Here is a 14,451-nt window from a genome sequence, read left to right as displayed (position 1 = left end):
ATGAAAGCATTAGTATATTTTATTATATTCTTAATCTTATCCGCAAAAACACTCACAGCACAATCTTTTAATCGTGAAGTTAACATAGAAGAAAATTCCCCAATGCTCCTTGGTAAAATCAGCAATCATGGGCTTAATCAAAATCCATATAACCACTGGTTTTCAAAAAACTATACTGCATACACACCTAATCAGAATAGCATAGATTCATTAAAAACAGAGCTTCAACAGTATACCATCAAACTTTTTATGGGTACCTGGTGCGGAGATAGTAAGCGTGAGGTACCTCGTTTTTATAAAATATTAGAAAACAGCAATTTCCCTCTTGATCGTCTTACTACTATTGCTGTTGACCGAAGTCGAGAAGCCTACAAACAGAGTCCTGGCGGAGAACACGAAGGTCTTAATATACATAGAGTACCTACCTTTATTTTTTATAAAGATGGTAAAGAAATTAACCGAATTGTAGAATCTCCCATTGACACTTTGGAAGAAGATATGCTAGCCATAGTATCAGGCAACTACATTTCAAAATACAAATCTGTCCTATTATTAAATGATATTCTTGAAAAAAAGGGAGCTTTATACATATCCAAAAATGGAAAAAAGATAGCAAAACAATTTAAAGACAACGTCGAGAATCTATATGAATTAAACACCTATGCCAATGTTTTATTCTTTGCTAATAAAAAAAATGAGGCCATAACAATATTAAGCTTTAATACCATATTGTTTCCAAAAGAGAGTTATGTTTATGTTAGTCTTGCAAATAAGCATGTTCAAATGAAGAATAAAGCCAGTGCAATCAAGTATTATGAAAAATCATTAGAGTTTGATAATAACGAAGAAATACAAAACAAAATTAAAGAATTAAGAACGACTGTGAATCAGGGGTAAAAGTTTTTAAGCAGACTTTTCTTTAAATTCTTCAAATAGGCTACTTTTGTGCCTTTAAAATGAAGAATCCATGCAATTATCAGAACAAGAACTTGTAAGAAGAGAGAAATTAAACGCATTGCGTAATCTAGGTATTGATCCTTATCCGGCGCCATTATACCCGGTAGACCATACCTCTAAACAGATAAAGAACAAGTTCGAAGAGGGTAAAAAGGTAATTATTGCAGGTAGATTAATGTCCAGAAGGATTCAGGGAAAAGCTTCTTTTGCAGAATTACAAGATACAGATGGGCGAATTCAGGTCTATTTTAACAGAGATGAGATTTGCACAGGTGATGATAAAACCAAATACAATGAAGTCTATAAAAAGTTATTAGATATAGGTGATTTTATCGGTATCGAAGGAGAACTTTTTACTACTCAGGTAGGAGAGAAAACTGTATTGGTTAAAGATTTTACGTTATTAAGTAAATCTTTAAAACCTCTTCCTCTGCCTAAAACTGATAAAGACGGAAATATTTTCGATGAATTTAATGATCCTGAGTTACGATATCGTCAACGTTATGCTGATTTGGTTGTTAACCCTAAGGTTAGAGATACTTTTGTAAAGCGTACACAGATTGTAAATACCATTCGGGATTTTTATAATGAAATGGGGTTTTTGGAAGTTGAAACCCCTATTCTTCAGCCTATCCCTGGAGGAGCAGCTGCTCGGCCCTTTATGACGCATCACAATGCATTGGATATACCGCTTTACTTGCGTATCGCTAATGAACTATACTTAAAACGTCTTATTGTAGGAGGATTTGATGGAGTATATGAGTTTGCAAAAGATTTTCGTAATGAAGGTATGGATCGTACACACAATCCAGAATTTACGGTTATGGAAATGTATGCAGCTTACAAAGACTACCATTGGATGATGGATACCACAGAAAAATTACTGGAAAAAGTAGCCATCAAACTGCACGGAACTACTGAAGTACAGTTTGGAGAAAATGTAATTAATTATAAAGCTCCTTATAAGCGTATTGGTATTTTGGATGCCATAAAAGAGCATACTGGATATGATCTTTATCAAAAAAGCGAAACCGAAATTCGCGAAGCAGCAAAAGCTTTAGGCCTTGAGGTTGATGAAACTATGGGGATTGGAAAAATGATAGACGAAATTTTTGGTGAAAAATGTGAAGGAAATTATATCCAACCTACATTTATTATTGACTATCCTGTTGAGATGAGTCCTCTAACCAAAAAGCATAGATCTAAAGAAGGACTTACTGAGCGTTTCGAATTAATGGTTAATGGTAAGGAATTGGCAAATGCATATACAGAGCTTAATGATCCTATTGATCAACGTGAGCGTTTTGAAGATCAACTTCAACTCTCAGAAAAAGGAGATGATGAAGCTATGTTTATAGATCAGGATTTCTTACGTGCCTTAGAATATGGTATGCCTCCTACCTCTGGTATAGGTATAGGTATTGATCGATTGGCTATGTTTATGACTAATAATCAATCTATTCAGGAAGTACTATTCTTCCCGCAGATGCGTCCAGAGAAAAAGCAGGTAGAACTTAATGATAATGAAAAGGCAATCTTTGATATTCTTAAAAAAGAACAACGCATGGCCTTAACAGACCTTAAAAACGCTGCAGGTTTAAGTAATAAAGGCTGGGACAAAGGCTTAAAAGGACTTTCTAAATTAGGCTTAACAAAAGTCACAAAAACTGATGACAGCCTAATTATAGAAGTGACAGAATAAACAAAAACAACTAATTAAAGTGATAAAAAAACGCAACCTTACCGGTTGCGTTTTTCCCCCTATTAAAAACAAATTCTAAATATACGAAGCTGTATTCCCTACAGTTTCGTTATATCCTTCTTGAGCAATTGTGCTAATAATATTCCATTGTGCATTAGCCTCTCCTGCTGTAAATGTCACTTTTAGATACCCTCTACTAGATACATCTGTATATTGTAGATCATTAATTAACACTTCCAAAGACTGTTCAAAACCAGCCACTGCTGCTGTATCCAATCCTATATATTGTTCTAATCCAGGAGAAGTTACAGAGGATGTTGCAAACTCAACACCAACCTCATCTCCATTTATATCTTTTAAAACACTGTACCAGGCATTATGTGTATCTCCCGCCAGACATACCGTTTTCTTTCCTCCAAGTGCAGCAAAAAGCTGCTCTCTTTCTACAGAGTATCCATCCCACGCATCAAGGTTATACGGAACAACAGTATTTACTCTAGCCATTTCTGCTGTCGTAACCGTAGTATCTCCAGCTAATACCCTTCCCTTAATTGTTGTTAGTTCTGTTAATGCTGTCTGAAACGCTACTGATGTTGCACTAGATACAGTTCCTGTAGCGCTTACTTCTCCAATAATCCTACCTAATAGAATTAGTAATTCTGCAGGCATAAACATTTTGCCCATTAACACTTGTTGACCCAATACTTGCCAGGTAGCACTACTACCAGATATCACTCCCGATAACCAGGTTAACTGATCAGATCCTAATAAACTTCTGGTTGGATCTTGTAATGCAGCTTGAAAAGCCAAACCATCTAATTGTCCTGTAGTAGCATCAAAAAAGTCATTATATGATAATTGTTTATCTCTTCCTATAATCCTTGTATCCAACATATGAAGACTCACTATAGATCCAAAATCAAAAGACCTATATATTCTTGCCGGGTCTGTAGATATTATAGGTAAATATTCACTATAAACCTTTATTGCAGTCTGTTTTCTTGTTTCATATACCCCTTCATTATCCTGGTGATTTTCTGCTCCATCTTTATATGCATCATTTGTGATTTCATGATCATCCCATACACAAATAAAAGGTTTCTTCTGATGTGCTAACTGTAATTGCTTATCTCCCCTATATTGCTTGTATCGATTTCTATAATCCTCTAAGGTTATAATTTCATTTTTCGGACTATGTACTCTATCTAATGCTACTGTATTTTCATTTGTTCCGTATTCTCCTTCTCCATATTCATAAATATAATCTCCAAGGTGTACAATCACATCAACATCAGAATTTGCCATGGCTTCGTAAACATTAAAAAGTCCTGCTGCATAATTCGCGCATGAACATACTGCCAGTTTAACATCTGAAACAGCATCTCCTTTTGCTGGTAATGTTATCGTTTCTCCTGTAACTGATACTGTTTCTGTGGACAAATCAAAGAATCTATAATAAAACTTACTGTTTGATGTTAACTCCTGTACGTCAATAGCAATCGTATAATCCCGATCTGCAGAAGTCGAAAATTCACCACTTCTTATTACGTTTTCAAAATTTGCATTAGTAGCGACTTGCCAATTAATCTTAATCTCTGTTGATTGAGAAGCTTTAGGCGTAAATCTAGACCAAATAATAATACTAGTACTTTTGGGATCAAAACTCGCCACTCCTTCAAAGAAATTATCTGTAGTTAAATCTGGTATTTCAATATTGGGTTGATCATCATCATCATTGCAACTAATATATATTGATGCCAGCATCAAACCTCCAGTTGCCAAAAGTGATTTTTCAAAAAATTTTCTTCTATTCATTTTTACCTTTTTTGCTTTTCAAAGATATTTTTGCTTTCATATGTAAACGTTATCCTTGGATTAAATAAACCTTACTTTTATTATGTTTAAGTACTTATGGTTTTCTTGAAATAGGAATAAAAGGTTATCTAAGATTTATAAAATCTTAAAGTTTTATAAGAATCCACTATATTTGAGTCTCTAAATACGAATCAGATGCCTTTTATAACCGACGAAGAACTACAACAGTATAAAGATCAGATAGAAAATGCTGAAGAAGCTAAACGCTCTGCTGACTATACGCGTAATAAAGCTGTAAAAGACGAGCAGGAAAAATCTCAAAAATTTAAAATTGCAACAATCATACTTGGTATTATTGCATTACTCGGCGTTGCTGGAACCGTATATTTTATGAAGTTTAATACTCCTGCAAATATGGTATCTCAAAAAGAGCATAAATCAAAAATTACTCTTCAGGAGACCAAAATTGCTGAGTTACAAGAAACGATTCAAAATCTTTCTATGAACCAGGAATTGAATGGTTCTGATGGTGAAAATGCTAGTCAGGGTTCTATATCCGGTGAATTAATCTATGCTGTCCAGATTGGTGCTTTTGAGAGTAAAGATCTTTCTTTGTATTCTGATAATTTTGTGAATTTTAGAGAAATCAAGAGCGGAGGGTTTAACAAATACGCTTTAGGGAACTTTGAAACCCTTAATGAGGCTAAAAAATTTAGAAGAGAATTGGTTGGATTAGGATTTAGAAATGCTTTTATAGCTTCCTATCGAAACGGAGAGCGTATAAAGATAGAGGAGGCTTGGTAAACTGTAGTTTTGGCATCCTTTTCAAAAAGAAATAATGATACGAAGTCTATTTTTCATGATTACATTAATGACAATTACCTCTACTTGTCAAGATAAAAATGATTTTGATAAGAATTTTGTGCATACTGTCTATTTCTGGTTAAATAATCCTGGCAGTAAAGAGGATCGAATGGCTTTTGAAACGTCATTAAAAAAATTCCTGAATACTTCTAAATATGCCAAAACCAATTTTATTGGCACTCCTCCAAGTGCATCCAGAGATGTTGTAGATGGTTCTTTTACATATTCTTTACTTGTGACATTCTCTTCGGCAGAGGCACAAGAGCAATATCAAAAAGAAGAAGCTCATTTATTATTTATCAAGGAATCTTCAAATCTATGGAAGAAAGTAATTGTTTACGATTCTCAACCTTCAGAATAAAACTTCACTATACTTTTAACCTGTATCTCAAAACAAAAATCTCAGGACTCCATTGAACCCTGAGATTTATCAATCAATTAACTAACCAACTCAATTCAACTAAACGTTAACAACAATATACCTTTTACCAGATCTCTTATAGTATACTCCACCACACTTATAATACTGTACTCCTCTTACTCTTACTACTCTATACCCTCTTGGTAACGTAGTTACTCTAACTCCAACGGGAGCTGTAACCCTTCTATATGATCTGTTCTTTTTAACATACCACACACCATTACTTCTATAATAACGTACATTTTTATGCATTATAATTTTTGGATTGTGCACCTTCGTAACTACAACTCCACGTGTTGGACGAGTTGCTGCGGTAGTAGCACATGATGTCATTAAAAATCCAAATAATAAAACAGGTACAATAATTTTTAATATCCTTTTCATATTCATAGTATTTTGGTTTCTTACTACTTAAGACTTTATTATTAAAAAAAGGTTTAATTAAAAATCCAAAAAAAGTATAAAATTATTCTACATATTCCTGTATTGGCATATTATCAATAATCAAATTATCAAGAACCGATTGACCATTTTTAATATATACTAAGGCATACACATTATCGATTACACCATCCCTATTCGCCTTGGCATATGCTTTTTCTGCATCATAAGCTTTGGTCTCCTCCATATAAAATCTATTAAAAGGTAATTCGAAAGTTACACGGTCTGGATATACATAGGTAACCTGAGCCTTAACATAATCATTCTTGATATCTAGAGGTTCTTTACTTATTTGATAAATTTTGGCAAAACCATCTTCATCATTCTCAATATATACTCGTATTTTATCCCCTTTTACATAGGTAGAATCTGAGGTTGCAAAAGAATTTATTTGGAATTGAAGTGTGACATATTTCCCTCTAAATGGATCTGTAGGATCAATCGGACGAGTCTTGAACTTGTATACTGTGCCAGAAGTCAAAATATCTTCGTTATCATAAATCATCTTTAGCGGAGCAAAAATCTGCACTAATGCCAATGCTATAAACCCTATAAATATATATGTTGTTTTCATTTGTTTTTGTTTACTGTTTTTTAACCTTTTGTTTTTTTAACATGATATAATTCGTTAAAAAGAATCCTGCTCCTACCAAAACGAACAAAATTCCTCTAATCACAAAACTCATTCCTGTATCAAAAAATCTGCAAATGATAAGTATAGAGATAATAAGAAGTCCGTAATTAAGAATTCCGAAATTAAATTTATTTGCTCCAATTCTAATTGCAGACATTCCTAAAGCAAATACCAATAGATTCATGAGTATGACAGGTATAATCCCTGTAGAAGAAAGTAAAAAAAATACCAACCCAAAGATGATAAAAGCTATCTGAAAAAGATTAATTGAGCGTATTCCTTTTTTAAAAGTAGCATATCCCAAAACCGATAACGTTACTATTGCCAAAACGATCGTTGTATAAACTTCTTGTGCATCATAATTAAATTGATCAGGAACGTCTTCCCATATCCAACGGAATGTAAAGATCATAAGACATATAACCGATCCTAATGAACCAATAATTAGAAATCCGTTTCTAAGGGTTCTTAATTCTTTAAATACTGAAAGTCTTCCAATATTATACAGCAGTCCGAACATAATAATATACATCACAAATCCCAAAACATCTCCATTACCTACAAATGCACTCAATGCTACAACTACACTTATCGGTAATATCCAATTAAAAATAGTTACAGCATTACCCGACACATTTCTTTTTAAAACATTCCAATAATGAGGAATTACCCCCAAAAGGAAGATTAAATACAACCAAGGCGTTTTATGACTTCTGAAATCCCATACTCCAACTTGTACAGCATAATACGTACTTGTCACTATCACTAATAGTGTCACTGCATGTGACCGTAAAAGATATATTAAGGGTAAGCAAAGCACGACCCAGGTAAACAGGAAAGACCCTAATTCTCCTGGGATATTATAAATTTGACTTACCAAGGAGATACTTGCTCCCACAGAGAAAAACAGAAATGTACCTGACGCCTCTTTCCATGTGTTACTTTTATTTTTAAGAATAGAAAAACCTGCCATGACCTGACCTATTACCAGAGGAACAAACGCCAGAATGGTTTTTGTTAATCTGGAGAAATCATCCCAATTGTGTGCTAGCATTAAAATAATACCAGAACCTACCAATAATGCTCCAAAAACTCCAAAAACCATAAACAACGAATTTGGTTTTCCTTCAGCTTTATTCGCATAATATTTTTCAATCTTACTTGAAATCTCAGGAGAAATTACATTATCCCTGACTAAAATTTGCAGCTCTTTATTAAATTTTGAACTCATAATATAATATCATTTAGTTATGAAAATAACCTATAGTTTTAAATTGCGTTTTATCTATGACATATTATTACTATTTCTTTTTTGGCATCATAATACCATCACTTACATTTTCCTTTTTAATATTCACCAGAATTTCATGTAACGTCTCTGCTGCCAAGCCATGTAACACTAAGTTATACGCAGCAGAATATGTACTTCTAGGCACCATTGGATGTTTGTTATTCACTAATCCCAAATGTCCTGGGGTGCCTAATATTTGAGAAACATAAACCGCAATAGTTTCATCTAATTGTAAAGAATTAGAAGCTCTTACAAAATCATTTGCCGTTAGAAAAAGTTGATAAAATGGTGTAAAAAGTTCTATAGCAGATCTTAAATCCAAAATATTTGTCCATTTATTCGGAAACTTAATATGATCAAATTGATCTTCAGAAATCATTGAGGTATTCAACTTTTCTACAAAACCAATAGTTACATTCTTATCTTTTAATTCACTATTTAAATTAATAACAAAGTTGAATAAGTTTAAATCATGATTAAGAAACAGATCATCTTTCACATCATTAAAATCTTTTGGTTTTAACGGACTTGTTTTCACTTCCACACCTTCAATGTTACCTGCTATAAACTCTAAAATCTCACTCCCTACATGAAAATGTCTAAATATCAACAAATTAGCACTTGGACTCACAAAACGCTTAAGTCCCCAAGCCAAAATAATGTGCAAAAACCTTGATGAGTTAAACAATTTTGGAAAGAAAAACTTTAAGACATGGATAAAAAACATGGTGATTTTTGACCAAAATACAAGCAAGGGCCTTAAGTATCTTGCAGATCTAGAGTCATTATCAGACATCAATGCTCTTTTTGTTGTATCATTTATGGGGATACTATTATCCAGATATAGTGCTAACCATGGGTTAGGATCTCTGCTATCGTGTTCTGCGATTTCGAATATATCTTTTTTCATCGGTTTGTATTATTAATTAATAATTACCTAATTCGTTTAATTGCATTTCATACAAAAGTGCCGTTGTCTTAGCTGTCTTTACAATTTTTTTAGCTAGGCCAATATGCATCAAAGGATGATTTAAAGCTTTTTCCAAATTTTCAAAATGTTTTTCGTCTGCCACACCGTGGTAGGTAAAAAAAGAAACTTGATTGTCTTTAAGGTCAAGTTGATCTTTTATCATTGTTCCCCAATGCGCTGCCAATCTTTTGCCAATACCTTCTATGATAAACATAGCTCCTAAAAGATCTATCGGATTAGGTTTACTGGCTTGCTGAAACATAAAAGAAGATAGTCCTATACTCCCAATATTTTTTTCTCCAGAATGAATTTTGGTAACAGATTCTCCCAGGTTTTCAAAATTTAGTTCTAACATTTGATAATCCTTATGCTCTGCAGCGGTATGTTTTATAAAAGCAGAACGAAGATCAAATAATTCGACACCAATATTAGAAGCTGCTCTAGATATCCATTGCGAACCATCTATCACTTGCTGTCTTAAATCCATTAACAACAACTTATAATCGTCTATACTTAACGTTTTATTATGTATTTTTTGAACAATTGGCACTTTTAATAAATTAGCTTCAAAATCAATCCAAATCTGAGAAAGGTTTCTCACTAACCATTGTGATACATCATCAGAATTAAGGTTTAACTCTGGCGCTTCTATTTCTCTAATCGGGTAACTTTTCTGTGTCACATCATTATGCCCTACAACCGTAAGTTTCATAAATGAGGTGATAAAGCGACCGCTTTCGGGTACCATACACAATATAGATTGTCCTTCTTTTAACTTACCAGAATACATCAACTCTTCTAACATAATAAATATTGATGCTGCCCCGGTATTTCCTTTACTTACCAGGTTACTAAACCATTTCTCTTCTGCAATCTCCCCTCCGCCTTTTTCCATAAGATCCTTTATCGGTTTTTTAAAATATTCTGATGAATAATGACAGCATAACCAATCTATATCTTTGGGAGTAATCATCCCTTTATCGATAAGTTCAAAATAGTGACTCACTCCTGTTTGTACTACTTTATTAAGTAGTCGAACATCCTGTTTAAGATTTATTGCTCCATCTTTTGATGCCGATTCATAGTCAGCATAATCCAACCATGTTTTCTCTGCTTCGTTTTGGTTACTATTTTTCCCGGTATACATGCATACAGGAAAGGTATGTGCATGTGATTTTAAATCTATCCATTCGATCTTTAAGGATATTCCTTTTATACTTTTCTTATTCTCTAACACCAATGCGCCAGCTCCGTCTGAAAGCATCCATCTTAAAAATTCTGTATCAAAAGGAACTGATTTCATTTTTTGAGCTTCAAATCTGGAAGCTTTAAAAAGTCTGCTTGCAAATTCACTTCCCACACAAACTGCATTTTGTTTCTCTTCACTTTTTATTTGCACATAAGCATTCTTTAAAGCCATCATGCTACTTGCACATACACTTTGAAAACTTGCTACCTCACAAGCAGCTGAATTTAATCCTCCATGCACCATACTTGCAAATCCAGGAACAGGTAAATCTCCTTGTGTTGTTCCGGTTGACAAAAGCTCTATTTCTTTTTGACTCAAACTACTTTTCGCAATGGCTTGTTCTATTGCGTTTACTGCCAGTTGAGCATTAGAATGTGTACTTTCTTGTTTTGTATTTAGTGCAAAATATCGTTGTTTAATTCCGTTTTGCTTTAATATACGGTCTTTTACTGCGCTCTTTTCTCCATTAATTTCACCTAAATAATGTTCTATTTCATCATTTGAAATAGGCTTATTTGGTAAATAGACACCAGAACTTGTTATATATACATTTTTCATACGTTTAAATCTTTTTATTTTTTTGATTGCCTTAACCGGCTTATTTTATGATTTAATTGATCTAAGATATTAGATGCAAATCCGTAGTTTTTCCTGAATTCACTGTGATGTGCATTGTGTCTGGTTCCAAACAATTTCCAACCAGTTCCTTTTCCTGTTCCGAATCTGTAATTACAATGCCCAGAATAATTTAATAATATACTGGCTAAAGGATATAGAAAAACAGCAACTGGAGAAAATGGAATGAATGGAAGCAATGTAATAGGAACTGTACTTAGCAACAAAGCTTCAAACCAATGAAAGCTATACACAGAATACACAGTTGGTATTATAGATTTATGATGCACTTTATGCACATGTTTCATAAAAAAAGGAATGTGCATTATACGATGAATCACAAAAAAATGAATCTCATTCCATATCGTGAGCAATGCAACACCTAATATAATATTCAAAAATGTATCAGGTAGTAAGACTATCGTATTTGTTCTTATACAATACACCACAGGAAGTACAGAAAATCCAAAAACAAAAATTGATTTCAGAGCATGCAACTTCTCGACATTCTTTTGTCTTTTTGTGGCTTCTTTTTTTAGAATTCTATGGACAACTTTTTTACTTTCTAACCATAGACATGCCTTTTCAAATATGGGAGCAATCCCAAAATAAAGAAAAAAGAAATACAAAAACGTAAGTCCGTAAAGCCATATATAGGAATACTCATAAATTATTGTATGGATTAATTCTTTAGCCATGTCACACTCTTTTTTGTCTCATTCTCTCAGGAATTAATAGATAGAATATCAGCTATTTTATTTTTAATATTAAAAAATGTAATCGCTGTAAAATATGCTGCAATACTCATAGGCATAACTCCAAAAAGAATTACATCATCTATAGATCCTTGTATGCCTATAAAAAAGTATGCTACAACGATTCCCCAATATATAAGTAATCCTCTTCTGACTCTAAGACTATGTTTTTCCCATCTTATGAAGAAACCTAATCCCATTACAATTTGAATTACCCCCAAACAAAACTGAGATATTAATCCATACAACTCATATTTCATTGTTCCAAAACCGGATAACATATGTCCAATTAAAGTAATTGCAAAAGCTAATATGTTAATTATAAATACTACTTTTTTCATCTTTATGGCATTAAAAAATTATTATAATAGACCTTAATCTTTAAAAATTATTACAAAAAGGCAACCGTGCCTGCACGGCTGCCCTTTCTAATCATCAAAACAAGAAGCCCCAAGCCCCCCTAAGGCTCCTTCTTTTGATTCCTCTTTTTTGATTACTTCCCGCTGGTTTCGATAAATTTCTTATCTCGAGTATTCTTTTGCACTGCAATGGCCGCAAATAAACTCAAGGTAAAAGACATTCCATAAAATCCTTTTTCACTAAGTTCCAAGTCAGCGTTCCATAATCCGATAACCAATAGCAGAATAGAGGTTATTGTCGTAAACCAACTGATCCCATAATACATATCAGTTACAGGAATTCCCTCTAATCTATCCCTAACACTTTTTTGCACTGATACTGCAGAAAACAATCCAAATAATAGAATTGTAAAATAGTACCCCTTTTCATTAAGCGCCATGCTTGTTGCATTCCATAATCCAATGCAGTAGGAAACCATTCCTATAAATACTGCAGACCAAGATGCCGAAATAAATGCCGGAGTCGGCTTTTGATCATATACTTTTGTTTCTTTCTTTTCAACTTTTTCATTTACAGTATCCTCAGATACTTCATTACTAAATTTATACTCCATGATTATTGATTTTGATGATTAATTTAATGTTCAATTGTTTATTCGAACAGGACAAATGTGCGATGATTCGATCTAGAATAAAATTCAATTTTCAATAAAAACTTACGATATATATTATATTAAAATTTAATTTTATCATTATTTACAGTACTTTTATTAAAAATATACTTACTATATAATGAATACTATTTCTTCTATAATTCGTACTTTATCTAATGAAGAAAAGCGAAGTTTTATCTCATTACTCCGGCAAAAGAATAAGAGAAATGATACCAAAAACATTAAGTTATTTAAACTATTAGATAATACATCACCTCATCAGGATCTTGATATTCAGATTTATGGAAAAAGAGCTAAAGGTGCTTATCATGCATTAAGTAAAAGGTTACATGATACACTTATTGATTTTATTGCTTCCAAGAGCTTTGAAGGAGAAACCTCTGAAGAAATGGAAATTCTAAAGTTACTTACCGTAAGTAGAATTTTCTTCGAACAAAAACAATACAAAATTGCATTTAAGACTATTCATAAAGCAGAACAAAAGGCAAAAACTTATGACCTTTTCAGTATCTTAAATGAAATATATTATACACAGGTTCAATATGCTCATCTCAATTCTGGAATAGTAATAGAAGACTTATTCTCTAAGTTTAGAAATAACAAAAAATCACTTCAACAAGAAGAAAATTTAAATCTATTCTATGCTACTGTGCAGCATGAACTTCTAAAAAACCGAAGAGATGCCGTTCCTATTATAAAAAATACATTAACCAAATTTGGGCTATCTATAACACAAGATCTTACTTTTAGATCCTTATTTAAGATTCTTGAGATTACGAATCAAACTGCTCATATCACCCGAGATTATTATTCTATACTTCCTTTTGTAGAAGAAACTTATAATCAGATTGATGCCAAAGAAAATTTAATAGATAAACACTCCTTCTACCATATTCAGATTTTATATTATGTAGCCAATTCATACTTTCGGAATAAAAACTTTAAAACTTCTCAGGAGTATCTTTCTTTAATGCATCTTCAGATGGAAAAGCATCAAAAAAAATATTTCAGACGATTTTTCCCCCAGTATACTTTACTAGAAACCTTTAATCTTAATTATTTAAATCAAGCAGAACGCGCAATTCAAATCCTTGAAACCTTTGATTATGAAAAGCACAAAGATCAAATCACATATCTTTTAGACTTAAAATTGAGTCTTATTGTATGCTACTTCCAACAGCAACGATTCAAAGAAGCGTTGAGTACTCTTAATGATTTTTATCATAGTGATCATTGGTATACCGAAAAAGCGGGGATTTCGTGGGTAATCAAAAAAAACCTTATCGAAATCCTATTACACATAGAACTTGATCATATAGATGTAGTAGAATCTCGAGTAAATAGTTTTAAGAAGAAACATGGGGCACATCTTAAAAAAAATAATGAAAATCAAGTTCTAGAGTTTTTAAAACTTGCAACACTATGTTATCATACTCCAGAGGTATTGACTAATGAAGAGTTTAAATATAAAGTTCAAAATTCTCTAATTTCATCCACTAACCCAGAACAGGAAGATATTTTTGATATGAGTTTTTATGCCTGGATAAAATCAAAGGTAAACCATACTAATCTTTATGAAACGACATTGAATCTATTAAGATAGTAATATTCTCTTCATCTTTTTTTAATATTAACTATTAATCAAACATTGATTATATAGAAACTAATAAAGATGTCATGATTTTTTATAGTTTTTCATATCCC

General features: G+C 32.6%; 14 protein-coding genes. 5 read left to right on the top strand and 9 right to left on the bottom strand.

What is annotated here, in order from left to right:
* Window positions 1–897, top strand: a complete 897-nt coding sequence (locus PQF96_RS26220) for a hypothetical protein (RefSeq protein WP_271769857.1) — start codon at window positions 1–3, stop codon at window positions 895–897.
* Window positions 898–967: 70 nt separating this feature from the next.
* Entirely contained in the window at window positions 968–2,659 is a 1,692-nt protein-coding gene (gene lysS / locus PQF96_RS26215; RefSeq protein WP_109433801.1) for a lysine--tRNA ligase, read from the top strand.
* Window positions 2,660–2,734: 75 nt separating this feature from the next.
* On the opposite strand, the gene PQF96_RS26210 is transcribed toward lysS, so the two are convergent.
* A complete protein-coding gene (locus PQF96_RS26210) occupies window positions 2,735–4,474 on the bottom strand; it encodes an alkaline phosphatase D family protein (RefSeq protein ID WP_271769856.1) in 1,740 nt (579 codons plus the stop codon).
* 195 nt (window positions 4,475–4,669) lie between these two features.
* Between PQF96_RS26210 and PQF96_RS26205 the strand changes: the two genes are divergently transcribed.
* Both PQF96_RS26205 and PQF96_RS26200 read left to right on the top strand, forming a co-directional pair.
* Entirely contained in the window at window positions 4,670–5,278 is a 609-nt protein-coding gene (locus tag PQF96_RS26205) for an SPOR domain-containing protein (protein WP_271769853.1), read from the top strand.
* Between the two features lie 55 nt (window positions 5,279–5,333).
* Window positions 5,334–5,699: a Dabb family protein gene (locus PQF96_RS26200; RefSeq protein WP_271769889.1), complete on the top strand. Its 366-nt coding sequence runs from the start codon at window positions 5,334–5,336 to the stop codon at window positions 5,697–5,699.
* A gap of 99 nt (window positions 5,700–5,798) precedes the next feature.
* Here PQF96_RS26200 and PQF96_RS26195 read toward each other — a convergent pair whose 3' ends face one another.
* From PQF96_RS26195 to yiaA, 8 genes are all read right to left on the bottom strand, one after another.
* Window positions 5,799–6,143: a DUF6515 family protein gene (locus PQF96_RS26195; protein ID WP_143918479.1), complete on the bottom strand. Its 345-nt coding sequence runs from the start codon at window positions 6,141–6,143 to the stop codon at window positions 5,799–5,801.
* An 82-nt stretch (window positions 6,144–6,225) separates the two neighbouring features.
* Entirely contained in the window at window positions 6,226–6,774 is a 549-nt protein-coding gene (locus PQF96_RS26190) for a GDYXXLXY domain-containing protein (protein WP_143918480.1), read from the bottom strand.
* Window positions 6,775–6,784: 10 nt separating this feature from the next.
* Window positions 6,785–8,065 carry a DUF2157 domain-containing protein gene (locus PQF96_RS26185; RefSeq protein ID WP_271769852.1) on the bottom strand — a complete coding sequence of 427 codons (1,281 nt, stop codon included), beginning with the start codon at window positions 8,063–8,065 and terminating at the stop codon, window positions 6,785–6,787.
* A gap of 70 nt (window positions 8,066–8,135) precedes the next feature.
* Window positions 8,136–9,035, bottom strand: a complete 900-nt coding sequence (locus PQF96_RS26180) for a DUF6999 family protein (RefSeq protein WP_271769851.1) — start codon at window positions 9,033–9,035, stop codon at window positions 8,136–8,138.
* Window positions 9,036–9,051: 16 nt separating this feature from the next.
* Entirely contained in the window at window positions 9,052–10,902 is a 1,851-nt protein-coding gene (locus PQF96_RS26175; protein WP_271769849.1) for a beta-ketoacyl-ACP synthase III, read from the bottom strand.
* Window positions 10,903–10,916: 14 nt separating this feature from the next.
* A complete protein-coding gene (locus PQF96_RS26170) occupies window positions 10,917–11,657 on the bottom strand; it encodes a sterol desaturase family protein (RefSeq protein ID WP_109433810.1) in 741 nt (246 codons plus the stop codon).
* A gap of 26 nt (window positions 11,658–11,683) precedes the next feature.
* Window positions 11,684–12,055 carry a hypothetical protein gene (locus tag PQF96_RS26165; protein WP_271769846.1) on the bottom strand — a complete coding sequence of 124 codons (372 nt, stop codon included), beginning with the start codon at window positions 12,053–12,055 and terminating at the stop codon, window positions 11,684–11,686.
* A gap of 152 nt (window positions 12,056–12,207) precedes the next feature.
* The gene (gene yiaA / locus PQF96_RS26160; protein ID WP_271769844.1) at window positions 12,208–12,687 is read right to left on the bottom strand and encodes an inner membrane protein YiaA; all 480 of its coding nucleotides are present in this window, start codon (window positions 12,685–12,687) and stop codon (window positions 12,208–12,210) included.
* A gap of 178 nt (window positions 12,688–12,865) precedes the next feature.
* Between yiaA and PQF96_RS26155 the strand changes: the two genes are divergently transcribed.
* On the top strand, window positions 12,866–14,350 hold the full coding sequence (locus tag PQF96_RS26155; RefSeq protein ID WP_271769842.1) for a hypothetical protein: 1,485 nt from the start codon (window positions 12,866–12,868) through the stop codon (window positions 14,348–14,350).
* Window positions 14,351–14,451 lie beyond the last annotated feature (101 nt).

The sequence above is a fragment of the Aquimarina algiphila genome (assembly GCF_947494415.1).
In the GTDB taxonomy this organism is placed as follows: Bacteria; Bacteroidota; Bacteroidia; order Flavobacteriales; family Flavobacteriaceae; genus Aquimarina; species Aquimarina algiphila.
This window is presented reverse-complemented; position numbering and strand designations above follow the sequence as displayed.